Here is a 23,797-nt window from a genome sequence, read left to right on the forward strand (position 1 = left end):
GAATGTGCGACAGTGTCAGTATGTCTGAGTTGCGGAATCATCGAGCGCTGGGTTTCGGCGCGTGCGCGCTTGCGAGTTCGCTCTGGGGTTGCGGGTTCTTCTTCGGCAAAATTGCTTTGGCCGAAATGGGCTTCGCTCACATGGTGCTTTATCGATTTCTATTGGCTATGGTGGTCCTGGCTCCGCTTCTGGTCACACACCGTCCCGGCTTGCAACGCCGCGAATGGGGTCTTCTCCTCATAGCTTCGTTTTTAGGCGTCCCGCTGCAGTTTCTAATTCAGTTTCACGGTCTCTCGCTCACGACCGTAAGCCATGCTTCGCTGATGGTTGGGACCATGCCTGTGATTCTGGCCGTTGGCGCGGCCATCTTCGCACACGAGCGCATGGACCGGCTTGGTTGGATCGCGCTGATGGTGTCCACGTGCGGCGCTGCGCTCATCGCGCTCAGCGGGAGGAGCCGCGCCGGGGCTGGTCATCCCTCGCTCGCGGGAGACCTGCTCGTAGTGCTCTCCTTGCTAATCGCGCTCTTCTGGGTGCTGTTGAATAAGCAGCTTGTAACCCGGCACAGCCCGATTGTGGTCACAGCCTACGGACTGCTTCTTGGCACAGTGATGCTGGTCATCTGGGTTCCGAGTCTGCATGGAACTCCGCCCTTCGCAAGCGTTTCACTGAAAGCATGGATGGCACTTGCCGCGAGTGGCGTGCTGTGTACCGCATCCACTACGCTGCTGTGGAACTGGGGAATGACACAGGTTCCAGCATCGCAGGCTGGCGTGCTGCTGAATATCGAGCCGCTAGTGGGGAGCCTGCTCGGAGTCCTCGTGCTCAAGGAGACCTTGGGAGCAAGTGCCTGGGCAGGTGGCGCGATGATTCTCGCTGCCGCTGTGACCCTGACTACACGCAGCAAGACACATGTCCGGCGACCAGCGCAACTCAGCTAAGCCACCAAAACAAAAACTCCCGGCACACTCACCGGGAGTTTTTTGATTGCGCAAACGCTCACCGCTTCTTGATGAACTTTCCTTCCTGCAGTTCGATCATCGCCTGCTTGAGTTCACCCGGATAGTTCATGACAATTGGGCCATACCACGCGACAGGTTCTTCGAGCGGCTTACCTGAGACCAGCAGGAAGCGAATGCCTTCCGGCCCGGCCTGCACGACAATTTCGTCGCCTCGATCGAACAGCACGAGCGAATGATTCGTCGCATCGTAGACCGGCGAATCATCACTGGCAGCCGCGTTCTCGGTCAGCACAGCGCGCGGCTCGGAAGCATCGCGGAACGTCCCTGCTCCCGCGAATACATAGGCAAACGCATTGCGAGTCACATCCACCTTGATGCGCTTCCGCGTGTTCGGCGGGACCGAAATATCGACATAAGCCGGATCGGCGGCTACGCCTTCCACTGGTCCGCGCTTACCCCAGAACTCACCACAGATGATCCTCGCCTTCGTCCCATCGTCTTCGGTCACTTCCGGAATCGCGCTCGATGGAATGTCCTGATAGCGCGGATCCGTCATCTTCAGCGAGGCTGGCAGGTTGGCCCACAACTGGAAACCATGCATGCGGCCACGCTCATCGCCGCGCGGCATTTCCTGGTGCAGGATGCCGCTTCCAGCCGTCATCCATTGGACGTCTCCGGCCGTCATTTTGCCCTTGTTGCCCAGGCTGTCGCCGTGCTCGACCGACCCGGCCAGCACGTAGGTGATCGTCTCGATCCCGCGATGCGGGTGCCATGGGAATCCCGCCAGATAATCTTCCGGGTGTTCATTCCGAAAATCGTCCAGCAACAGAAACGGGTCGAACTCTTTCGTCTTTCCAAAGCCAAACGCGCGCTGGAGTTTTACACCCGCGCCTTCAACCGTGGGCTGCGTCTGGAGAACTTGCTTTACAGGGCGAAGCGACATTAGGTACCTCTCTTCTAAACGTGCCGCGACCGCTCATGCCGGGCCGCGGCGGCGATTCTAATAATTTGATTCAAGCCTTTACGAACTGCACGTCAAGCGTGATCGTGACGTCTTCGCCTACGAGAATCCCTCCGGTTTCCAATGCTGCATTCCAGGTCAAACCGTAATCCTTGCGATTGATCTTGGTAGTCGCCGACAGGCCAATACGGGTATTTCCCCATGGGTCTTTCCCCGGCGCGGTCGGACCTTCGACAGCGAAGGCTACCTTGCGGGTGACCCCGTGAATTGTGAGATCGCCCTCGACGGTCAACTCCCCGGCACCATTCTGCGCGACGCTCGTAGAATTGAACGACAGCGTGGGGTACTGTTCAACGTCGAAGAAATCGGCGCTCTTCAAGTGCTTGTCGCGTTCAGGCTCGCGCGTGTCGATGGAGGCGGCGTCAATCGTGGCCTCTACTTTCGATTTGGTCACGTCGATTTCGTCGAAGATCAGGCTTCCGGAAACAGCAGCAAACCGTCCCTTCACGTTCGAGATCATCATGTGTTTCACCTTGAACTCGGCGACGGAATGAACCGGGTCAATGTTCCAGGTCGTAACTGCGGTTTGCGGTGTAGTGGCTGCGCTCATGGCTTAATTCCTCTCTCAGTTCAATTAGATGTATTACCACATTAATCGTTGCAACAAATGTTTCAGCAGGTTTCTCCCTTGCAGCTCAATATCCGTTGGGTTCTAGCGTTATTGCCATCCAAACGAAAGCTCCCGGCACACGCCGGGAGCCGTTTAGTCGTGGTCGCCGCTTACTTCCCGGCTTCCACGTTCAGCTCCACTTTCACGTCCTTGCTCACGCCCACGCCCGTGGGGTCATAACTCACGTGATAATCGAACCGGTTCAGCGTGAGCGATGCTTCGACTCCCAGCCGAGGCTCGCCTTTCATGCCCTTGCCCCGCGCCAGCGTAAATGGAATCTCCACCAGCTTCGTGACATCGCGAATCGTCAGATTGCCGGTAGCAACATACTTATCGGCCTCGACATGGCGAATGCTCGTGCTCTTGAACGTGATGTCCGGATACTTCGCGGTGTCAAAAAACTCGGGGCTGTTCAAGTGCTTGTCGCGTGTCGCGTTATCGGTAGAGATCGTCGTGGCCTTTATCACAGCCGTGACCGTACTCTTCTCCGGCGCCTGCGGATCGAACTCAATGGTTCCGCTCACATCCGTAAACCGTCCACGCACGGTGGAAATGCCCATATGCTTTACCGAGAAGTTAGCTGACGAGTGCGCGCCGTCGATCTTGTACGTATCCGCTGCCAGGGCTAAAGAACTGGTGGCCAGCACGGCCGTCAACAGCAGGAAGAGCTTTTTCATGTCCTCATCTCCAAATAGTTGTTTAAACAACTATACACCCAGTCAGATTCAACAACCTTCCTCTGCGATGCACAAAATTTCCGGTTATCGCGCTGCCGTCTCAATCAGTGTCTGTAAGCCGAAGCCATTTATGCGTCCGATCATCCAGCTCACGCCATCGCGCTTCTTCTCGCGAAAGAGCAGTGCCGCTCGCCCATAGCCATCCGGGTCGAGCGCATCTACCAGCCGTACCTCGGGATAAAGATCGAGTTCGCGCGGGTCACTGATTGCGCTGAAGAGCTTCACCAGCTTGCCTTCATCCTCGCGCGCCACCACTGTCACCACCCAGCTACGACCCTGCGGAGCCGCCGGTGAATAGCGTCCCGAATAGACGACCGTGGCGTAGTTGCTGTAGTCCAGGTCGTAGGGAACGAACTGTTCCTCCGTCAGGGAAATCGCAGGCAGCGCTGCGCTCCTTGTCGCAGGCGCCTTCTTCGCCGCCGTTCCATTCTTTGCCGCGGGAGAACTTACTCCCGCGAGCGAGAGGCCGCGCTGCGAAGCCATCCGCCGCAACTCAGAGGCGGCCAGTTCGCGCGCCAGCCCTTCCAGCTTGTTGCGCTCCCCCTCATTCGCCACATAGATCAGCGGCTGCATCTCCGAAGTCGCCGCATCGCTGATGGCCACTTGCCGTGACACCGGCTCTTCTTTCTTGAAATCCGGAAGGTCGCGCCCGCTCTGCTCCTGCACCGGCTTGCCACGTCGCAATACCGGATGATCCGGATCATCGCTCGGCGTCAGTTCAGCCTTTGGCACCACTGGATGGCCAACGCTCGCATTCTTACCATCGTCGTCGTCCTTACGTTGCAGCTTTGGACGGGTCGCATCCTCTCCTGCCGCATTCGAATCCTCCGAGCCAGCACGTTTATGCAATCTCGGACGGTCTGGATCATCTTCCGCCGGGCTCGCATCCGCCGTCTTTGCCGTTTTCCCGGATGGCGTGTCGCCCTCGCTGCCCGCCCGCCTGTGCAGTACCGGCTTCGTCGGATCCTCGACTACAACGGGAGCCACAACCGCCTTCTTGGCGGCGACAGCGGCCTCATCCGCCGCCGACTTGAATCGGCCATTGCCAAACCATGCATCCGACGTCGGGTCCGTGCGTGTTGCACTCTTCAGGGTGAATGTGCCAAGCGGCTTGCCGTATTGCTGCACTTCGTACACGGTGTCCGAATACAGGGTAAAAGGCACTGGCGTCGCGCGATACAGATCGGCGTCGTAGAAGCGCTTCTCGTAATAGAAACTGACGGGAATCAGTCGCCGCGTTCCATTCTTGTAGGTTTCCACCACGCCCACGGCCCGCGGAGTCTTCTTCTCCGGCTGCGGAGCCCTATACTGTGCCTGAATGGAAACGGAAAGCGCACCAATCGCCACCATCAGCGTGACGGCCTCTATGACTTTGCGGTATAGATGTTTCATCATGGACGTCAACGATCAAGCTCCCGACTTTACTTTGCCCGATGAAAACGGAGAGCCCGTTACACTCTCCTCCTTCAAGGGTAAACCCGTCGTCTTGTTCTTTTATCCCCGGGCCAACACGCCCGGATGCACTATCGAAGCCTGCGGCTTCCGCGACCAGTATGGCAAGCTCATCCGCGCCGGACTCACCGTGCTTGGCATCTCGCCCGACACTCCCAAGGCGCAGAAGAAATTCCAGGAAAAATACGAACTGCCCTACACCCTGCTTGCCGATGCCGATAAAGAAGTCGCCAAGCTGTTCGACGTCCTCAAGGAAAAGAACATGTACGGCAAAAAGGTGATGGGCATCGAGCGAACCACGTTTCTGATTGCCCCTGACGGAACCATCTCTCAGGTCTGGCGCAAGGTTAAACCGGAAGGCCATGCCGAGCAGGTTCTCGACCACGCCAAGGCCCACAAATAGCCAGACCCGATACTTCGGCGCATCCTTCTCTCACTCAGATGCGACCACCCCACCCTGAAACTTGCGATTTTCGTTCAGGGTGGGGCGGTCGGGGTTCAATTTGAATTAGGAGAGCACTCTCTCTAACGGATTCTTTTCGCCCCGACCTTCACCCGGAAGAGCACGTACGGCTTCTGCCGAAGATCCTTGCCATCATGAAACGTCGGCTGACGATGCAACTGGTTTGCTGTCACGTACAGGTAGCCGTCATCTCCGAGACTGAAAGTATCCGGCCACAGCAGTCGCGGATCGTGCACCAGCGTTGAGATTCCTCCCGCCGCTGTGATCTTGTGAATCGAATTGTTCTCATAATCCCCGGCATACACGTTGCCGTCTGCGTCCGACTCCAACCCGTCCGACGCGCCCTTGCCCGTGACGACCTTCACGGTCGCGGCCACCTTGTCGTCCGAAGCCGATTCGTCGCGCAGCGCCTCGGTGCTGACGGCATACAACTTTCTTCCAGACAGCGCCGAGTAGTACAGCGTCGCGCCGTCGGGACTGATTGCTATGCCATCGGAATTGATCGCCAGCGGCTGGCCATTGCTTAGCACCGGCTGCCCTTCGACAATGGCCATGAAGTTTGCTTCTGCCTGCACGCTCGGATGTTTCGCCAGCTTGCGCCAGCTCTTGCCTGTATTCAGATTCACCACGATGATTCCACCCTTGCCTGAATCCGTGATGTAGGCAAAGCCATTGCCCAGATCAAAGCGCACATCGTTCAGATACGTGCCCGGCACCGCCACCTCCGGCGGCACTGCTATGGTCTGCAACAGCTTTCCGCTCGAGAGATCAATTGCCACCAGCTTCGGCCCGCCAGACACCGGGCCTTTGAACATCGGTGCGCCGGTATCGAGCACCCATAGCCTGTCCTGCGCATCTACCACGACGCTCTGCACGCAGATGAAATGATGCGCCGCGTCGGCCTGGTCATCGCGATTGATCTCCGCATTGGGATAGGCGACCGCGTTGCCGTTCTTTACCTCGGCCACGGTGAACGCCACCTGATCGCCCCAGCGCGGAAAGTTCACAAAGATTCTTCCCTGCCGCGAGACAGTTACGCCAGTCGGCATCGGTCCGTTGAAGGTCGCCACCACTTCCAGAGCACCGACTGGTTTATCGGTCGCCAGTGCACTCGCACTCTTCTTCTGCGCCACCCCTGCAACGGTCATTCCTGCGATCAACGCACACACTGTCACTCCGCGCATCAGTGCCTTCATTTAATGTCTCCTTTCGCTCGCAGAACAGCCATCCCGCTTACCACTTCATAGGATGCAGAACTGCGAAGCCCACTATTTTCGCGGCTTTCAAGACTGCCATGTTCTCCGTGGGTGCTGCGCAATCTGGTCTGCTGCGGCGAGTTCCGCAAACTGCGGCAAAGCATTCGGCAAATTCATTGCATGTCGGCCAGATTTGCGTTCTCCTATTGTGAGCTGTCCATAATTCGTTTGCATCCACGAAAGGAACGAACCCACGTGTCTGGCAAACTGCTCAACCACGCACTCATCACTCTTCTCCTACTATGTTTTTGCAGTTCCTTGCCCGCCGAGCAGAGACCCGTTGTAAAGGTCACCGGCGGCGAGATCGTTGGTCGATCCACGCAGGATTCCAAAGCCGCAAGCTTCCGCGGAATTCCATTCGCAGCTCCGCCCGTCGGAGAATTGCGCTGGCACGCTCCTATGCCTGTTGTTCCATGGACCGGTCAACGCGATGCCGGCGAGTTTGGCGCACCATGCGCGCAGGTCGATGGGGGCTGGAACTCGCGCGACGCCCGCGACGGCAAGGAAGATTGCCTGTACCTCAACGTGGACACGCCTGATCTAAAGCCCCGCAAGCCCATCCCCGTCATGGTTTGGATCCACGGCGGAGCCAACGCCGGGGGAAGCTCACGCGGCGGACACGCCATCGAGAATCCGTTGACGCAACACGGCGTTGTCTACGTCTCGGTCGAGTATCGCTTGGGATACTTCGGGTTCCTTGCGCATCCCGAGCTCTCGAAAGAATCTGGACACGGCGCCTCTGGAAACTATGCGCTGCTCGATCAGATCGCGGCATTGAAGTGGGTGCGCGACAATATCGCAAAATTCGGCGGAGACCCCAAGCAGGTGACGCTCTTCGGTCAGTCCGCTGGCGCGTACGACATCACGATTCTCATGACGAGTCCGCTGGCGAAGGGTTTGTTTGCGCGTGCCATTGAGCAGAGCAGCCCAACCATCGTCGGCAAGCGACGTCCGCTTCCATTGGCGCAAACCGAACGACAGGGCCAGCAGCTTGCTGAAAAGCTGCACGCCCCCGCACAGGGCGCCGTCGCCTACATGCGCACGCTTTCAACTGCGGATATCATCAAAGCTTCGCCTCCTTACGGACAGGGCGGACTAATGGCGAGCATCGACGGCTATATAGTGCCGACCGATCCGGCCGCCGTCTACGCACAGCACAAAGAGCACCCGGTTCCGCTTATCATTGGCAGCAACTCGCGCGAGTTCCAGTTCGCGGGAGACAATGCAAAGCTCAAACCAGCAATCGAGGAGTTCTTCGGCGCATCGTCTCCTGCGGTGCTTGCCGCATATGGTCTTTCCCAGAACCCTGGCCCGCAAATTCCTGAGTACGGCACACCGGGCGAACAGTTCACGACCGACACGTCGTTCCGCTGCCACGCCTCGATGATCGCAGACCAACACAGCCAGATTGCCCCGACTTACCAATACGAGTACTCCCACGCATTCGCCGGAAGGAAGCTCCCGGGCGCCATCCACAGCGATGAACTCGGAATCGTTTTCGGCACGTTCTACCTGGCGCCTCCCAATGATGCCGATCGTAAGGTGTCCGCCACGATCCAGTCCTACTGGACGAACTTCGCAAAGACCAGCAATCCAAATGGCAGCAACGCACCGAAGTGGCCGGCGCACGATGCACAGTCACGCGCCTACATCAGGTTAGCCTCCGACGGAACACACACCAAATCCAACCTGCGTGGCGAGATATGTTCGCTGTATAACGCTTCCAACTCAAACACTACTCAGGAAACATCGGTGAGTGCCTCTGGTCATTGAGGCATCCGGCCTACGAGAAAAGGACGTCACACATGTGGCGTCCTTTTCTCTGCCCTGAGTCGCAGGGCGCGAGCATAAGAGGCCTTTCAAGCACTCTTTCGGCTTGAAATCAATCTTCGGAAATCGGGGACAAAGAACGGAACTCCTGACTGTCGATAGGCGTCGTATGTTGGACCGTACGCATCCAGCAGTCTCTCTTCTTCATGCTTTGAACCCACGAAAAGGTATACGGTCGCAAGCACATTGAACAGCAGCAGGTTCCGTGTCATCGTCGGCTCAGACCAGAGAATAGGCAGGGGAGAAAAGTTCAAAGGGTGCCTGCTTGCGACGAATGGACCAGTCACATTCATCCTGCCGCCTACCAGCCTTGGACCCTGAGCTTCAGCTTCATGCGGTTGCGCCTCACCCGCTGTTCCCGCGAGTGCCGATCTCACGCCAACCAGTTCCGACACACCCACCTGGCGTGCAGTCCAAATCGCATAGAGAAGCCCCGCAGCTTGAACAAGGCGAAGACCCGTTCGTGCAGTCCCTCTCACGTCGTAAAGCTGCAGACTGGGAAGCCGCCGCGCATACGCGTACAAAGCAGCGAGCCCAATCACCGCCTGTGCGTTGAAGAACAAGCGGTACGATGATCCACACGTGCACGCTCCCCGAACAAATCCTCTGCTGCTCTCTTTGCGCGCCGCGAAGCGAGCATGCTATGCACCACGCAATACGCCGCTGTGGCAAAAACGAACTTAAGAGGCGCCTTCATAGCTTTCGAATCCCTTCGCCGACTTGGAAGCAGGGCAAGGTGCAAAGGTGCGCCGAACTAATCGTCGGAAGTCTCATTCGCGGGCTGCTATGGTATTTACCAGCGATGCCCCGCAAACCCAAGTTCCCACCCTTGCCCCGCGAATTCTTCTCCCGCGATCCCCGCACGGTTGCGCGCGAACTCTTGGGAAAGCTCCTCATCCGGCGCGAGGGCTCGCTCATCATTTCCGGACGCATCGTCGAAGCCGAAGCCTACCTCGGAGCAGTCGATCCCGGAGCCCACGCCTACAACGGCCAGACGCCGCGCAACGCTGTGCTCTTCGGCTCTCCGGGCCATGCTTACGTCTATTTCATCTACGGGAATCACTACTGCACCAACATCAGTTGCATGCCGCCGGGCGATGCCGGATGCGTTCTGCTCCGAGCTCTTGAACCCGTCCACGGGGTCGAGTCCATGGCCGCGCTTCGCGGGCTGCAACTCGGCAGCGACCCGCGCCCGTCGCAATTGCGCCTGCTCACCTCCGGCCCGGGGCGCCTCTCACAAGCGCTTGGCATCGTACGCCAGCGCGACAACGGCAAAGACCTCTGCTCACCCAAAAGCGACCTGTACGTTGCCGGCGATAACTCCCCTGCGCCCGAGGTCGTCTGCACCCCGCGCATCAATGTCACTCGCGCTCCGCACGACCTCTGGAGATACGTTATCCGCGGCAATCCATTCGTCTCTGGAAAACGCGTTCCCGTAAGCAAATAAAAAAGCCGCGCCGAAGCGCAGCCCGATTCCATTCTCGTATATGTTTTGAGGGCAAAAGACCCGCTACCGCCCACAGCTGCCAGTTTTTGCCAATGTCAGTCGACGGTTTCCGTTGCGTTCAGGAACGTCTTGCGATCAACGTGATAAACCGCTCGTCCCCAGAAGAACTGCAACGCTTCCCGCCCATTCCACTTCCATCCATTCCACTTTTCAAGTTCGGCAGATACGATCGCACCCTCATCCACATACACCGGCGCGCTTTGTTCAGAATGAAAAGCGATGAACTCCCTTGTGGCCTTATAGGTCCGCCGTACGTCTCGCGGTCGTTCGAGACTCAGCATCGATAATATTCCTCGCAGATTGTGGATGCCCGCATTCTGCTACTCTGCTTTTTCACTGTCAATCTCTCATTTCAAAAACATACTGCTTCGACACCTTGGTGCCAGAGATCCCGCTTCGGTGCAGGCTTTTACTGCTACAATCCCGCCATGCGCCCGCGCTTCCAGTGGAATCTTGGCCGTCGAACACTCACGCTTGGTGAGCGCACGCTGGTCATGGGCGTCCTCAATGTGACGCCCGACTCCTTTTCCGACAGTGGCGAATTCTTCAGCCCTGATGCGGCGGTTGAGCACGGCCTTAAGCTGCTGGAACAAGGTGCCGACATTCTCGATATCGGTGGCGAATCCACTCGCCCCGGCACTCCGATCGCGCTCAGCGATGAGCCTCCACCGGCTGGCGCGGTGACTGCGCGCCAGGAACTCGACCGCGTTCTGCCCATCATTGAGGCCATCAAGCGCGAACGTCCGCAGGCTATCCTCTCCATCGATACATATAAATCTACGGTTGCGCGTCACGCCATCGCTGCCGGCGTTGAAATCGTAAATGACGTGAGTGGATTTCTGTGGGACTCCGCTATGGCCGCCACTGTCGCAGAGCGCCCATGCGCCGCCATCCTCATGCATGTTCGCGGACTGCCGCACCAGTGGATTGATCTGCCGCCTGAGCCGGACATCGTCTCGCTGGTTCGCGAAGGACTTCGCGAGCGAGTCCGCGGAGCACTCGACGCCGGTACGGCGCGAAACTCCATCGTGCTCGATCCTGGTTTTGGATTCGGTAAGAAACTCGACGAAAACTATCCCTTGCTCGCGCAGTTCAGTGAATTTCAAAAACTCGGATTTCCGCTGCTTGCCGCAGTTTCTCGCAAGGGCTTCCTGGGCCACACGGTCTCACGCCGGCTCGCCGAAATCACTCCAAGTGCGAAGGCCACGGTCATCCCACCCGAGGCTCGCGACATTGCGACCGTGGCGGCCAGCGTTGCGGCCGCACTCGCGGGAGCCCACATCGTGCGCGTTCACGCCGTGCGCCCGGTGATCGAGGCTCTCTCTATCGCCGACGCAATCCTCCGCACTCGATCGTGTTGAAGATCTTTGTTTGCGCTGGTAGCTTGCTCCTCCATTCCTGTAAGCTCGAAACCATTTCTGCTGTTACATCTTCTGCCGCACTGCGCCCATCCTAGCCGATACCAAACAGTTCAATGGAGGCAGGAATGATTCAGGGCAGAACCCTGTCGTTGTTGCTCCTCGCCGGAGTCGTGGCCCTTGGTGGCACCTGCCTCGCGGCAGCTCAGGACCAGACATCGACCTCAGGCCACGCTGCAGACAACACGAAGACGAACACGAGAGATCGCGATCCTTCGGCACTCACCGCGGATCAGCAGAAAGAGAATGTGTCGGACCGCGAACTTGCTCGTCGAGTTCGTCGCGCCATCGTCTCAGATAAATCTCTCTCAACCTATGCGCACAACATCAAGGTCATTGCGAAAGATGGCACCGTCACTCTAAAAGGCCCAGTCCACTCCGATACAGAGAAACAAGCATTGGAAGCGAAGGCCTCTGAAGCCGTAGGACAGGACAAGATCAAGAGCGAAATCTCGGTCACCGACAAACAGAAACCATCAGCGATGAGTTCTCAGCAGTAAGGGCGGACATCCGCTACGAACTTAGGAGTTATTGAATGGCAGGAAAGAATACAGCAGTTTACGGCATCTACCCGAATCGAAGCGCAGTTGAGATCGCGGTCGATGAATTACGTGCCAATGACTTTCGAAACGAAGATATTTCGGTTCTCTTCTCAGACAATCAGGGGACAAAGGACTTCGCACACGAGAAGGCAACCAAGGCTCCTGAAGGCGCCACCACCGGCGCGAGCACCGGAGCTGTGATTGGCGGCGGTCTCGGGTGGCTCGCCGGAATTGGCGCACTCGCAATACCCGGTGTTGGCCCGCTCATTGCCGCAGGCCCCATCGTAGGAGCGTTAGCCGGCCTTGGCGCCGGAGGAGCAATCGGCGGCATCGCCGGAGCGCTCATCGGAATGGGTATTCCCGAATACGAAGCTAAACGATTCGAGGGCCAAGTCAAGCAGGGCGGAGTTCTGCTTTCTGTTCATTGCGACGATTCGAACTGGACCAGGAGGGCGAAGGACATTCTGGAAAGAACCGGCGCACAAGAGGTTTCTTCCTCCGGCGAAGCATCCGCAGATGTCCGCGAATCCGACCGACCATATCGCAAGGTCGGCTAGACAACACGTTGCTCAAAGTCTGCAAAAGGGGCGGTCCATCCGCCCCTTTCTATTTTCTGCCGCCCTCGAGTAAGCGACGGATTTACCTTACGCGGCTCTTGCGCGCGCACTCTGCTCATATCCCGCCAGCGCGTAGTAGACCGCTCGATCAAAGAACCGGTCCAGCGTCTCAAGGAACTCTAGCTCTCCATAAAGCTCGAGCGCCCGTTCGGCTGCCACTTCGCGATAGACGTAGCTCCAGAGCTGTTCCTTTGAAAGCATCAGTGCCCACGCCAGTTCATGCGAGGGCACACCCTCCCGTGCCCGCTTCGCGCCGACATTGTGAAAATGCTGTTCCACATCGGATTCCGTCTTACTGAGCAACCACTCTCCCAAATGCGAATACAGCAGAACCAGCGATGAGCGGAGTTCTTCTTTGTTGATGTTGCGATAGCTCGGAGTGCGCTCTGAAACCAGCAGCTTTGCCATCAGCGTTTCTGCTATTTCCTCACAGTGTTTCTCAATAAGTCGTACCAGCTTCAAACCAAGCATCGCCTCACCTCTCCGCGTTTTTGATCAGAGAAATGAGGGAGCGGATGCGCAAAATCGCGCCACTCTCAATACCTCATTTTTGAGATTCCCCAGCGATCCCACTGAGTGTAGCTGCTCGGCGAGAGGTTAGAAGAGAACACAGCGGTTTCAGAGCAACTCCCGCATTCTCTTTCGATAGGTAGCGAAAGCTGTGCGCCCTTCCTTCGTCAGTCGAATTACTGTACGTGGAATCTTGCCGCGAAACGTCTTCTCGATTTCCACGTACCCGGCCTCTTCCAACTTGGCCAGATGGCTAGAAAGCGTGCCCTTGTTCAGTTCAGTTTCATGCGCCAGATAGAGATAATCACATTCCTGCAATCCTGAGAGCAGGGCAATGATCATCAATCGCCCAGGCTCATGAATCACCCGATCGATCTTTGATAATGCGAGTATCTGGCTATTCATGGCTTCCATTCAGGGCAGGCTTCGTGCCACGGATGTAGATGACCAACGTGGCAATGCCCGACACGATCCACACCAGCGCGCTGAAAGACATCGTGAGCCAAACGAAGCCGTCTTTCACGAACACTGCAACGGCCATCAGCACAATCGCCATAAGCAGGATCAGCCAATTCTTCCAGGCGTGCTTTCCTCCACACTTCCACACCACGATGGCGTACGCCGCTACGTTCAGAGCGTTGCCAAATATCCGCATTGTGCTGAGGTGATTGCGCTGAAGCAGCACAATGGCACAAGCCAACGCCCCTGATGCCACGCAAATGAGAACCAGAGAACGCATAACCTCGCTTCGTGCCTCGCCTGTGATCCTTAGCGGCAGCGCATAGCCCGTCCTGGGATACGTAAAGCGATTCTTGATTGCACGTATGAACAGCGCTCCTGCCGCGATAAGAACCTGTGGAAAGGCAACCATGATCAACAAGGTCCAGCCGCGCTGGCCCGCATGGCGGGACACCGCTTCGGACAACAATCCCGCAGCCAATACCGACAGCATCATCCAGCCGAATGCAATTTCGGTGGTGCCGTCCACGTTTTCGTAACGTTTAGATCGCGCTATCATCTCGCTCAATGGTCTCTCATTCAGCCACCCCGTCATGAGGTCTGAACTGCCTGTCAATTCGCCAGCTAGTTTGCACCGCCAACCGGAATTAGGCAATGATTCGGCTCTGTCATTTCTTCCTCGTTCCGAATTTGGGAATACATGGAAGGACTGGGGCGTGCTCTTACAACTAAGCGTTGGTCGCACGCAATGTGATCAGGCTGATTTCCGGCCTTGCGCCCAGGCGTGCCGGAATGCCGAGCGTTCCCAACCCTCGATTCACGTACAGCATCGCCGTTCGCGTGCGATCAGCCATAGGACGTTCAAACCGACCTGCAATGAACTCGGTCATGAATCGCGCAGGGCTGATTCCATGGTTCAGGATCTCGAGGTTGATCTGTCCGCCGTGCGTGTGCCCTGCAAGAGAGAGCTCAATCCCAAGTTCCGCCGCGCGATAAAAGGTGTTCGGATTATGCGATAGCAGGATGTTCGGCATGTCCCTGCGCACAAGATCTTCTACAGCCTGCAATTGCGGAGGCACATGGCCGCCCCCCTGAAGTAGTTCGCGCTGATAGTCAACACCGATCAGGTTCAGCCGCGCGTTTGCACACTGCAGTTGCATCGCCTCGTGCCGCAGCAACTTCATTCCGTAGCGGTGAAACAGTGCTTCGGCCTCATCCTCTGCATCAGCATAGATTTCGTGGTTGCCGTTGCAGCCCCACACGCCAAGCGCTGCTCTCAACCCACTTAGCTCGCGGATGCAGTCCTCTAGCGGATCACCTTTCTGACTCAGCAAATCGCCGGTAATTACGGCAAGGTGCGGCTTCAGCGCATTCGCCATATCCACGGCCCGGCGCAATTCCTCGGCAGGCATGAAGTCGCCGATATGAATGTCGCTGAGTTGAACGATGCGAAACCCATCGAGCGCGGCAGGAAGGGTTGGCAACGGAACATCCACGCGCACTACTTCGAAACGCAAGCGCTCGCGCGCAAACCCGTACACCGCGCCTACAAACGGCAGAGCTCCCACGACGCGCATCGCATGAACAAAAAACGCCCTGCGCTCCGGGCTCTCAATTCCGGCAGCGCTCTGGTTCTTGCGAACGCGATTCAGCCGCATCCAGAGCCACTCCGCGCCATGTACGGCCTTCAGGCAGAAGTAGGCGAACGTCGAAGTGAAAACCCAAAGCTGCACGACAGGAGAAAACACCGAGCGCACCGAGTCCGGCAGAAAATGATGGAAGATGCCGTCGAGCAACAGCGCAAACACCAGAGCACCAGCCAGCCCGAGTAGAATTCGCGTTGCATTTCGCAGCCCATTCGGTCTAAGCCGTTCTGCCACTCGCCATCCACGTGCAAACCAGAACCTTTGCGGAAAGAACAGCACGCCGGTGAGGATTATGTGCCGGATTGCAACGAGTAGAGGGATGTGAACCAAAGGTTCTCCTGGGCGACTGATCGCTCGAATGTATTGCTCGTGAGTTACTCAGCAGTTTAACGCACCAGCATGAGGAGCACTTCTGCTGGAACCGTGAGCGTGGCGGACGCGGCGTTTATGCATCCCTGAGACTCTGGGCTTTCCTGTAGTCTATTGAGTCCATGCAAGACCTCGCTGCGATTCTGGCCAGCTACAAAGAGCGTGTGACAACGCGGCGATCCGGCACTGCTCAGGGCCGCTCAGTTGTGTATTGGATGCAGCGCGCGCAACGTGCTCACGATAATCCGGCACTCGACTTAGCGGTCGAACTCGCAAACGCGCTGCGCTTGCCAGTGGTGGTCTTCTTTGGTGTCGTGCCCTACCCGAATGCCAACCTGCGGCATTACGCGTTTATGCAGCAGGCGTTTCCTGATACTGCGCAACGTCTGGCTGAGCGCAATATTGCTTTCGTTATTCGCAGACATCCGCACAGCGATGTTGCAGAGTTTTGCGACGAAGTTGAAGCCGCGCTCCTCGTGGGAGATGAGAACCCGATCCGCGAAGCTCGGCACTGGCGCGAAGCGCTGACAAAGAAGCTTCGCATCCCGTACTACATGGTCGATGCGGATGTGGCCGTGCCAAGTAAATTGCTGCTGAAAGCACAATACGCGGCACGCACGATACGGCCACGTTTGGAGGCGCTTGCGGCTGAATACTTGACTGCGTGCAAGAATCCGAAAGCCAAGTATGAATTTACGCAACGCGTGGAATCGTTCGACGCAGGCGCGCCGGATTTCGACGTGACTGCAGGATGGGAGAAGCTCGACCGCAGCGTTGCTCCGGTCGCAAGCTTCAAGGCAGGAACAACGGAAGCGTTGCGGCGTCTGAGCGACTTCATCCACGATGGGCTTGCGCATTATCCCGTGTATCAGGGTGCGCCGGAACGCGATGCAACCAGCCACATGTCTCCGTATCTTCACTTCGGACACATAAGCCCGGTGACGATTGCACTCGCTGTTCATGCGGCTAAAGTGGCGAAGGTTGCCAAGGAGAAGTACCTCGATGAGCTGATTACATGGCGCGAACTGGCGATCAACTTTGTGAGCTACAACGCTGTGTACGATTCCATCGAGTGCGCAGAGCCGTGGGCGCATAAGACGTTGGCTGCGCATGCTTCCGACCCGCGCCCAGTGCTGTATAGCCGGGCGCAACTGGAGCAGGCGCAAACGCATGATCAGCTATGGAATGCAGCCCAGTTGCAGATGCTTCACGCAGGGTGGATGCACAACTACATGCGTATGTACTGGGCGAAGAAGATTCTGGAGTGGTCGCCATCGCCGCAGGTAGCGTATCAAACGGCGGTGTACTTGAACGATAAGTACTTTCTGGATGGGCGCGATCCGAGCGGGTATGCGGGAGTGGCATGGGCGATTGCGGGGAAGTTCGACAGGCCGTGGTTTGAGCGCCCGATCTTCGGAGTAGTTCGCTATATGTCGGGCAATGCGGCTGCGAAAAAGTTCGACTCGGCACATTACATCCGGGAAATGTACAAACTGGCGGGACGGCCACTCTGATATCAGAGCGCTAATGGCAGGCGCCGAAGGGTTGCCGGAGCGAGCAATGGGGCTGAGAACGGGGCGAACATTAGCAATCTGGTAACGACTGGGCGCGGAGCGATGACGAATGAGTACCTAAAACGTTCTTTTGGAGTCGAGCAGGATGGTCACGGGGCCGTCGTTGACCAGTTCGACCTTCATTTCGGCCTGGAACTGACCGGTCTCGCAACGCAATCCGAGGGAGCGAATCTGCTCAACGAAAAATTCATATAAGCTGCGAGCCCGTTCGGGACGAGCTGCGGCGTCGAAGGAAGGACGCTTGCCGCGGCGGGTGTCGCCGTAGAGGGTGAACTGGCTGACGGCAAGGATCGCGCCGCCGACTTCGGCAACGCTGCGGTTCATTTTTCCTTCGGAGTCTTCAAAGATTCTGAGGGCGGCGATTTTCTGCGCCAGGTACTCGGCGTCTTCTTCGCCGTCTTCTGAGCCGACGCCGAGCAGAACCAGTAAACCGCGCTCAATCTGGCCAATAGTTCTGGATTCAACGGTGACGCGAGCCCGGGAGACTCTTTGGACGACAGCTCTCATTCTGTGAGTAGATATCATGAGAGTACAGATTGGATAGTGACCTTCTGGCTTCCGCCCAGGGGTTCATTCCCGCACTCTGGCTTCGTTTATTGCCAGTTGCGCATTGACCTTCACAAAATCGAACGGTTAGGATGCTAATCGGAATCGTCTGGCTCAAAGGAATATGAGAAGTAGGCCGCCTACTTGCCGGACGGCTCAACTTTTTGCAGGAGGCGCCAACACATGGCTGCAGTAGAAGAGAAACTGAAACAGATTATTGTCGAGCAACTGGGAGTGGATGAAGCAGAAGTCACCTCCTCGGCCTCGTTTGTAGACGACTTGGGCGCCGACTCGCTGGACATCGTGGAACTCGTAATGGCCTTCGAAGAGGCTTTTGACATCGAGATTCCGGACGAAGATGCTGAAAAGATCAAGACCGTGAAGGACGCGGTGGACTACATCAGCGCACATTCCAAGGCTTCGAAGTAACAGGCTGACCAGCATCTCTGTACAATAGATTCAAGAAGAAACGGCCACAGCAGCCCACGGGACCTTACTGTCCCGGCGTGTGCCGTTTCGATTTCAACGTTTCCGTTTCAATAAGGAGAATCGAATGGCTTCGTCGGACGAGAAAGTCAAACAGATCATCGTGGAGCAGTTAGGGGTGGAGGAGAGCGAAGTCACCGCCAACGCTTCTTTCCAGGACGACTTGGGTGCGGATTCACTGGACATCGTCGAACTGGTGATGGCGTTTGAAGAAGCCTTCGAAATCGAAATCCCGGACGAAGACGCAGAGAAGATCAAGACCGTAAAGGACGCGATCGACTACGTCACCGCGCACTCGAAAGGCGGGAAGTAAGCTTGAAGCGCCGAGTCGTTGTCACTGGTCTTGGGCTCATTTGTGGCGTTGGCAATACCACGCAGGAGGTTTGGGCAAGCCTCCTGGCCGGAAAGAGCGGCGTCGCCCCAATTACCGCCTTCGATACAACCCAGTTTGCCTGCACGATTGCGGCCGAGGTCAAAAACTTCGACCCGTTGAACTTTGTTGAGAAGAAAGAAATCAAGAAGATGGGACGGTTCATCCACTTCGCGCTGGCTGCGGCCACCGAAGCGGTGAGCATGTCCGGGCTGAAGATTACGCCGGAGAATGAAGAAAGCGTCGGCGTCTATATCGGTTCAGGCATCGGCGGATTTGACGTCATCGAGCGCGAACACACGGCGCTGATGGAAGGCGGTCCGCGAAAGATTTCTCCGTTCTTCATTCCTGCCGCTATCGTGAACCTTGCCGCCGGGCATGTAAGTATCCGCTTTGGCGCGAAGGGTCCGAACATGGCGAGCGCCACGGCCTGCACGACCAGTGCTCACGCGGTGGGCGACAGCTTCCGCATTATTCAGCGCGGCGATGCCGATGTGATGATTGCGGGCGGAGCTGAAGCCTCGATCACTCCGATGGGCATTGGCGGGTTTGCCGCGATGCGCGCGCTCTCGACGCGCAACAATGAACCTGAGCGTGCCAGCCGTCCGTGGGATCGCGACCGCGATGGATTCGTGGTGGGCGAAGGATCGGGCATCCTGATCCTGGAAGAACTGGAGCACGCAAAAGCACGCGGCGCGAAGATTTACGCCGAAGTGGTGGGCTACGGAATGGGCGGAGACGCCTACCATATCACCTCTCCGGCACCGGAAGGCGCGGGCGGATTCCGCGTGATGCGCAATGCGGTTCGTGATGCAGGATTGCAGCCGAGCGACATTGGCTACGTCAACGCTCACGGTACCTCGACCCCGGTGGGCGATGGACTGGAAGCATGCGCGGTCCGCAATCTGTTTGGCGATCACAAGATCGCTGTAAGCTCCACGAAGTCTATGACCGGCCACCTGCTGGGCGGCGCGGGCGGACTGGAAGCAGGCATTACGGTAATGGCTCTGCACGAGCAGACACTCCCACCGACGATCAACCTGGAAAACCAGGACGAAGAGACGGCTGGGATGGACTTTGTGCCCAACAAGGCGCGCAAGGCTCAATTGGAGTATGCGCTGTCGAATTCGTTCGGGTTCGGTGGAACGAATGGGTCGCTGGTGTTTAAGAGATGGAGTGAGTAGGAAGGATTTTGTGAAACAGCCCGGCTTCGGCCGGGCTGTTTTGCGTTTTGGGGGTAGAGGGTCAGGTGGGAGTTCGGAGGTGTGTAGGGGTCCTTCGGCTTCGCCTCAGGATGACAGCATAAGAGCAAAGGCAGGAGCAAAACACCCACCAAGAACAACAGCAGAGGCAACTGCCCCACCCTAAACTCGCGAAAAGCGCGAGTTTTAGGATGGGGCGCCCGACAGGGCGAGATCCTCACTTATATGTGGGGGCGCCGGAGGCGATGGCGGCTCGGCGGCGTAACCCGGATTTGCCACGGGCGCCATCAAAGACGAGGTCGCAGAGTTCGTCAACGAATGCTGGCGTGAGTTTCAGGTGGCGGATGAGAAAGCGCATGTAGATGGGGCCGTACAGCGAATCGAGCACAAGATCGAGATCGAGATCTTCGGGCAGTTCTCCGCGATCGATGCCACGGCGCAGGGTGGCGTAGGCCTCGGCGCGGCGGGGCTTGAGGAAGCGTTCGCGGAAGGCACGGATGAGGGTGGGGTCACTCTGACCGGCTCCCAGAATGGCAGCAACAACATTGCCGCGGCGGCTGCGCATGATCTTAATTAGCTGCCGCATTTGCAGGGAGATGTCTTTGCGGACGGCACCAGTGTCGGGAAAGTGCAGCTTCTGAGTGACACTGCTGGCGAAAGCGTCTGCCACGAGAGCAGCCTTGGTGGGCCACCAGCGATAGACGGTCGCCTTGCCAACCCCGGCCTCGGCGGCCACGCTCTCAATAGTGAGATCAGCGAATCCGTTCTCTCTGGACTCGAGAAATTTAAGAGTGCAAGTAAGGATGGCCTGATGCGCGCGCTCGCACCGTGGACGCCCCGGAGAGCGCTTGGCCGTCGTTTCGTTACCAATATTTACCTTCTTATTCATCGAGGCGATGCTAGCATGCGTTTTGGGGTACTTGGTAGAATTTTCTATCAAGTTAAATCTAAGACGCTCTGTATCGAATCTATATACAGCACAGGGCGGCAGCCGTTCTAAGCGACTCGAATACTCTGTTCAGCCGGTACTCTGGGGTGATTCCTTTCCATGTGGATTGTTGCTTTAGCTTTAAGGCGTCCCTACACATTTGTAGTGATGGCGCTGCTTATTCTCATTCTGACGCCCATCACCGTCTTGATGATGCCCACCGATATTTTTCCGGAGATCGATATCCCGGTGGTTTCGGTGATCTGGTTCTACACGGGCATGTCTCCGGAGGATATGGCGAACCGAATCGTCCTGAACTCTGAACGCGGCATCACGACGACGGTCAACAATATTGAGCACATGGAATCGCAGTCGGTAAGCGGATTGGGAATCATAAAGATCTACTTCCGGCATGGTACGAGCATCCAGACCGCAATCGCGCAGGTTACGGCAATTACCCAGACCACGGTTCGCTCGCTGCCGCCGGGAACTACGCCTCCGCTGGTGATTTCCTATAGCGCATCGACCACGCCGATTATTCAGCTTGGGTTGAGCAGCAAGACGCTTCCAGAGCAGCAGCTTTTTGACCTTGGGCAAAACTTCTTACGTACATCTCTGGCGACGGTGGAAGGCGCGGCCACGCCTTATCCCTATGGCGGCAAGATCCGCCAGATACAGGTCGATCTCGACCTGCCAAAGCTGCAGTCATATCGCATGGCCCCGGTCGATATCGTGAACGCGGTGAACGCGCAGAACCTGATTCTGCCGACGGGTACCACGAAGCTCTCAGACCTGGAATACAACGTGGAGATGAACGGCACTCCGCAGACGATTGCAGAGCTGAACGATTTGCCGGTGAGGACCACGAACGGTTCTACTCTGTATCTACGCGATGTGGCGCATGTGCGCGACGGGTTCGCTCCGCAGACGAACATTGTGCGGCAGGACGGCAACCGTGGCGCGCTGATGTCGATTTACAAGAACGGCAGGGCTTCGACGCTGCAGATTGTCGCTGGGATTAAGGGCATCGTGCCGCAGGCGCAGCAATCGTTGCCTCCGGAGCTGAAGGTCAGTTCGCTGTTCGATCAATCGCTGTTTGTGCGGGCCTCGATCAACGGCGTGCTGCATGAAGCGGCGACGGCAGCGCTGCTGACGGCATTGATGATTCTGCTGTTTTTGGGCGACTGGCGGCCGACGATCGTCATTCTGATTTCGATTCCGCTGTCGATCTTCTGTTCGATTCTGGCGCTGGCTGCGATTGGCGAGACGCTAAACATCATGACCCTGGGAGGACTGGCGCTGGCGGTCGGAATCCTGGTGGATGATGCGACGGTGGAGATTGAAAACATCGAGCGAAACCTTGCGATGGGCAAGGAAATGCGCCAGGCGATTCTGGACGGCGCGCAGCAGATCGCAGTTCCGGCATTTGTCTCGACGCTGTGTATCTGCATTGTGTTCGTGCCGATGTTCTTCCTGACGGGCGTGGCGCGGTTCCTGTTTGTGCCGCTGGCGGAGGCGGTCAGCTTCGCCATGCTGGCGAGCTACCTGCTCTCCCGAACGCTGATTCCGACGCTGGTGATGTACATCATGCGCGGACACGAGCACAAGGCCGGGGGACCGAAGACCTTCATGGGAAGGTTCCAGCGCGGATTCGAGCGCAAGTTCGACGAGTTCCGTCATGGCTACCAGGCAATGCTGGAAACGACGGTGGCGCACCGGGGAGTGTTCGTCACGGGCTTCCTGATGTTCTGCCTGCTGTCGCTGGGGCTGATTGTGTTCCTGGGTGAAGACTTCTTCCCGCAGGTGGATGCAGGGTTGATGCGTCTGCATGTGAGGGCGCGTCCGGGACTGCGCGTTGAAGAGACGGCGAAGTTGTGCGACGAGGTCGAGAAAGAACTGCATAACCAGATTCCGGGGAAAGAGATTCAGACGATTCTCGACAACATCGGACTGCCGAACTCGGGTATCAACCAGTCGTACAGCTCCTCGGGAACGGTGGGCAGCAGCGATGCAGAGATTCTGATCTCGCTGGATCCGGAGCATCACAAGCCTACGGCGCAACACATCAGGCGGTTGCGCGAAGTGCTGCCGCAAAAGTTTCCGGGGGTGGAGTTCTTCTTCCAGCCAGCGGATATCGTGACGCAGATTTTGAACTTTGGACTGCCGGCGCCGCTGGATGTGCAGGTGATTGGGCCGGATATGCAGAGCAATTACGCGATTGCACAGCAGATCTCAAACCGCATGCGGCATATTCCGGGCACGGCGGATGTGCATGTGCAACAACTGCTCTCTTCTCCGACGCTGCACCTGGACCTGGACCGCACACGCATGCAGCAGGTGGGACTGAGTGCCCGCGACGTGGCGCAGAGCGTGCTGATCTCGCTGAGCGGCAGCTTCCAGACATCACCGAACTTCTGGCTGAATCCGAAGAACGGCGTGACCTACCAAATGGCGGTGCAGACGCCGCAATATCGCATCACGAGCCTGGATGACCTGATGGCCGTTCCGGTAAACGCTCCGCAGGGATCGCAGTTGATGGGAAACCTGGTGCAGGTGCATCCGGTGGCGCGCCCGGCGGTGGTGAACCACTTCGGCATTCAGCCGGTGATCGATGTTTACGCCAGCACGCAGGATCGCGATCTGGGCGCGGTGGCGGCGGAAACCGACAAGGTGATCCAGAGCTTCAAGGGACACCTGCCTCGCGGCACGCAGATTGTGCTGCGCGGACAGGTGAGCACGATGCGCTCGTCATTCTTCGGCCTAGGCGTGGGATTGCTCGGCGCGATTGTGCTGGTGTATCTGCTGATTGTGGTGAACTTCCAGTCGTGGCTCGATCCGTTCATTATCATCTCGGCGCTGCCGGGTGCGCTGGCGGGCATTTGCTGGTTCCTGCTGCTGACGCACACGACGCTGAGCGTGCCTTCGCTGACGGGCGCGGTGATGTGCATGGGCGTGGCGACGGCGAACTCGATCCTGATGGTGAGCTTTGCACGCGAACAGATGGATGAAGGCGTGCCAGCGATTTCGGCGGCGGTCTCGGCAGGATTCACGCGCGTGCGCCCGGTGCTGATGACGGCGCTGGCGATGATTATCGGCATGGTGCCGATGGCGTTGGGCTTTGGCGAAGGTGGCGAACAGAACGCTCCTCTGGGCCGCGCCGTGATCGGCGGACTGCTGTTTGCAACGGTGGCGACGCTGTTCTTCGTACCCAGCGTTTTTGCAATTTTCCATAGCCGGCTGGAACGGCGGGCACAGGCGCAACAGGAATAGTTGGATTTAGGTTTTTACATCG

Annotated in this window: 24 protein-coding genes; 12 read left to right on the top strand and 12 right to left on the bottom strand. The window is 57.6% G+C overall.

Annotated features, from left to right (window positions below; all coding sequences use genetic code 11):
- Nucleotides 1–20 precede the first annotated feature (20 nt).
- The gene (locus tag AC6IY8_RS14480; protein ID WP_497775230.1) at nucleotides 21–941 is read left to right on the top strand and encodes a DMT family transporter; all 921 of its coding nucleotides are present in this window, start codon (nucleotides 21–23) and stop codon (nucleotides 939–941) included.
- A 58-nt stretch (nucleotides 942–999) separates the two neighbouring features.
- On the opposite strand, the gene AC6IY8_RS14485 is transcribed toward AC6IY8_RS14480, so the two are convergent.
- The 4 genes from AC6IY8_RS14485 to AC6IY8_RS14500 all read right to left on the bottom strand — a co-directional run bounded on the left by AC6IY8_RS14485 (nucleotide 1,000) and on the right by AC6IY8_RS14500 (nucleotide 4,725).
- On the bottom strand, nucleotides 1,000–1,905 hold the full coding sequence (locus tag AC6IY8_RS14485) for a pirin family protein (protein WP_497775231.1): 906 nt from the start codon (nucleotides 1,903–1,905) through the stop codon (nucleotides 1,000–1,002).
- 70 nt (nucleotides 1,906–1,975) lie between these two features.
- Nucleotides 1,976–2,533: a YceI family protein gene (locus AC6IY8_RS14490; RefSeq protein ID WP_497775232.1), complete on the bottom strand. Its 558-nt coding sequence runs from the start codon at nucleotides 2,531–2,533 to the stop codon at nucleotides 1,976–1,978.
- A 170-nt stretch (nucleotides 2,534–2,703) separates the two neighbouring features.
- Nucleotides 2,704–3,270, bottom strand: coding sequence for a YceI family protein (locus AC6IY8_RS14495; protein ID WP_497775233.1), 567 nt, complete (start codon nucleotides 3,268–3,270; stop codon nucleotides 2,704–2,706).
- Nucleotides 3,271–3,354: 84 nt separating this feature from the next.
- Nucleotides 3,355–4,725: a hypothetical protein gene (locus tag AC6IY8_RS14500; protein WP_497775234.1), complete on the bottom strand. Its 1,371-nt coding sequence runs from the start codon at nucleotides 4,723–4,725 to the stop codon at nucleotides 3,355–3,357.
- On the opposite strand from AC6IY8_RS14500, the gene bcp reads away from it, so the two are divergent.
- Complete coding sequence (gene bcp, locus AC6IY8_RS14505) at nucleotides 4,724–5,185, top strand: thioredoxin-dependent thiol peroxidase (RefSeq protein ID WP_497775235.1); 462 nt, start codon at nucleotides 4,724–4,726, stop codon at nucleotides 5,183–5,185. The genes AC6IY8_RS14500 and bcp overlap by 2 nt on opposite strands.
- Before the next feature lie 122 nt (nucleotides 5,186–5,307).
- Here bcp and AC6IY8_RS14510 read toward each other — a convergent pair whose 3' ends face one another.
- Nucleotides 5,308–6,441 carry an L-dopachrome tautomerase-related protein gene (locus AC6IY8_RS14510; protein WP_497775236.1) on the bottom strand — a complete coding sequence of 378 codons (1,134 nt, stop codon included), beginning with the start codon at nucleotides 6,439–6,441 and terminating at the stop codon, nucleotides 5,308–5,310.
- Nucleotides 6,442–6,759: 318 nt separating this feature from the next.
- Here AC6IY8_RS14510 and AC6IY8_RS14515 point away from each other — a divergent pair, with 318 nt between their 5' ends.
- The gene (locus AC6IY8_RS14515; protein WP_497775237.1) at nucleotides 6,760–8,274 is read left to right on the top strand and encodes a carboxylesterase/lipase family protein; all 1,515 of its coding nucleotides are present in this window, start codon (nucleotides 6,760–6,762) and stop codon (nucleotides 8,272–8,274) included.
- A gap of 886 nt (nucleotides 8,275–9,160) precedes the next feature.
- On the top strand, nucleotides 9,161–9,778 hold the full coding sequence (locus tag AC6IY8_RS14520; protein WP_497775238.1) for a DNA-3-methyladenine glycosylase: 618 nt from the start codon (nucleotides 9,161–9,163) through the stop codon (nucleotides 9,776–9,778).
- A gap of 95 nt (nucleotides 9,779–9,873) precedes the next feature.
- Here the strand turns inward: AC6IY8_RS14520 and AC6IY8_RS14525 are convergent, their stop codons facing one another.
- On the bottom strand, nucleotides 9,874–10,119 hold the full coding sequence (locus AC6IY8_RS14525) for a hypothetical protein (protein ID WP_497775239.1): 246 nt from the start codon (nucleotides 10,117–10,119) through the stop codon (nucleotides 9,874–9,876).
- A gap of 147 nt (nucleotides 10,120–10,266) precedes the next feature.
- On the opposite strand from AC6IY8_RS14525, the gene folP reads away from it, so the two are divergent.
- The 3 genes from folP (at nucleotide 10,267) to AC6IY8_RS14540 (ending at nucleotide 12,355) form a co-directional block, all read left to right on the top strand.
- Nucleotides 10,267–11,199, top strand: a complete 933-nt coding sequence (folP, locus tag AC6IY8_RS14530) for a dihydropteroate synthase (RefSeq protein WP_497775240.1) — start codon at nucleotides 10,267–10,269, stop codon at nucleotides 11,197–11,199.
- A 125-nt stretch (nucleotides 11,200–11,324) separates the two neighbouring features.
- A complete protein-coding gene (locus AC6IY8_RS14535) occupies nucleotides 11,325–11,756 on the top strand; it encodes a BON domain-containing protein (protein ID WP_497775241.1) in 432 nt (143 codons plus the stop codon).
- A 35-nt stretch (nucleotides 11,757–11,791) separates the two neighbouring features.
- Nucleotides 11,792–12,355 (top strand): general stress protein, encoded by a 564-nt coding sequence (locus AC6IY8_RS14540; RefSeq protein WP_497775242.1) that lies wholly within the window; start codon nucleotides 11,792–11,794, stop codon nucleotides 12,353–12,355.
- Between the two features lie 87 nt (nucleotides 12,356–12,442).
- Here AC6IY8_RS14540 and AC6IY8_RS14545 read toward each other — a convergent pair whose 3' ends face one another.
- The 4 genes from AC6IY8_RS14545 to AC6IY8_RS14560 form a co-directional block, all read right to left on the bottom strand.
- Nucleotides 12,443–12,886 (bottom strand): RsbRD N-terminal domain-containing protein, encoded by a 444-nt coding sequence (locus AC6IY8_RS14545; RefSeq protein WP_497775243.1) that lies wholly within the window; start codon nucleotides 12,884–12,886, stop codon nucleotides 12,443–12,445.
- A 147-nt stretch (nucleotides 12,887–13,033) separates the two neighbouring features.
- Nucleotides 13,034–13,330, bottom strand: coding sequence for a transcriptional regulator (locus tag AC6IY8_RS14550; RefSeq protein WP_497775244.1), 297 nt, complete (start codon nucleotides 13,328–13,330; stop codon nucleotides 13,034–13,036).
- Nucleotides 13,323–13,952 carry a hypothetical protein gene (locus AC6IY8_RS14555; protein WP_497775245.1) on the bottom strand — a complete coding sequence of 210 codons (630 nt, stop codon included), beginning with the start codon at nucleotides 13,950–13,952 and terminating at the stop codon, nucleotides 13,323–13,325. Before AC6IY8_RS14555 ends, AC6IY8_RS14550 begins: the two co-directional genes overlap by 8 nt.
- Before the next feature lie 160 nt (nucleotides 13,953–14,112).
- Entirely contained in the window at nucleotides 14,113–15,360 is a 1,248-nt protein-coding gene (locus tag AC6IY8_RS14560) for a metallophosphoesterase (RefSeq protein WP_497775246.1), read from the bottom strand.
- A 161-nt stretch (nucleotides 15,361–15,521) separates the two neighbouring features.
- Here AC6IY8_RS14560 and AC6IY8_RS14565 point away from each other — a divergent pair, with 161 nt between their 5' ends.
- Nucleotides 15,522–16,913, top strand: coding sequence for a deoxyribodipyrimidine photo-lyase (locus AC6IY8_RS14565; protein WP_497775247.1), 1,392 nt, complete (start codon nucleotides 15,522–15,524; stop codon nucleotides 16,911–16,913).
- Nucleotides 16,914–17,030: 117 nt separating this feature from the next.
- On the opposite strand, the gene dtd is transcribed toward AC6IY8_RS14565, so the two are convergent.
- Nucleotides 17,031–17,480 carry a D-aminoacyl-tRNA deacylase gene (gene dtd, locus AC6IY8_RS14570; RefSeq protein ID WP_497775248.1) on the bottom strand — a complete coding sequence of 150 codons (450 nt, stop codon included), beginning with the start codon at nucleotides 17,478–17,480 and terminating at the stop codon, nucleotides 17,031–17,033.
- A 222-nt stretch (nucleotides 17,481–17,702) separates the two neighbouring features.
- On the opposite strand from dtd, the gene acpP (AC6IY8_RS14575) reads away from it, so the two are divergent.
- From acpP (AC6IY8_RS14575) to fabF, 3 genes are all read left to right on the top strand, one after another.
- Nucleotides 17,703–17,948, top strand: coding sequence for an acyl carrier protein (acpP, locus tag AC6IY8_RS14575; protein WP_497775249.1), 246 nt, complete (start codon nucleotides 17,703–17,705; stop codon nucleotides 17,946–17,948).
- Between the two features lie 124 nt (nucleotides 17,949–18,072).
- Nucleotides 18,073–18,318, top strand: coding sequence for an acyl carrier protein (gene acpP, locus AC6IY8_RS14580; protein WP_497775250.1), 246 nt, complete (start codon nucleotides 18,073–18,075; stop codon nucleotides 18,316–18,318).
- Between the two features lie 2 nt (nucleotides 18,319–18,320).
- Nucleotides 18,321–19,559, top strand: coding sequence for a beta-ketoacyl-ACP synthase II (gene fabF, locus AC6IY8_RS14585; RefSeq protein ID WP_497775251.1), 1,239 nt, complete (start codon nucleotides 18,321–18,323; stop codon nucleotides 19,557–19,559).
- A 235-nt stretch (nucleotides 19,560–19,794) separates the two neighbouring features.
- Here the strand turns inward: fabF and AC6IY8_RS14590 are convergent, their stop codons facing one another.
- Complete coding sequence (locus AC6IY8_RS14590) at nucleotides 19,795–20,466, bottom strand: TetR/AcrR family transcriptional regulator (RefSeq protein WP_497775252.1); 672 nt, start codon at nucleotides 20,464–20,466, stop codon at nucleotides 19,795–19,797.
- A gap of 159 nt (nucleotides 20,467–20,625) precedes the next feature.
- Between AC6IY8_RS14590 and AC6IY8_RS14595 the strand changes: the two genes are divergently transcribed.
- Nucleotides 20,626–23,775, top strand: coding sequence for an efflux RND transporter permease subunit (locus tag AC6IY8_RS14595; RefSeq protein ID WP_497775253.1), 3,150 nt, complete (start codon nucleotides 20,626–20,628; stop codon nucleotides 23,773–23,775).
- Nucleotides 23,776–23,797: the final 22 nt, after the last annotated feature.

The sequence above is a fragment of the Koromonas soli genome (genome assembly GCF_059726265.1).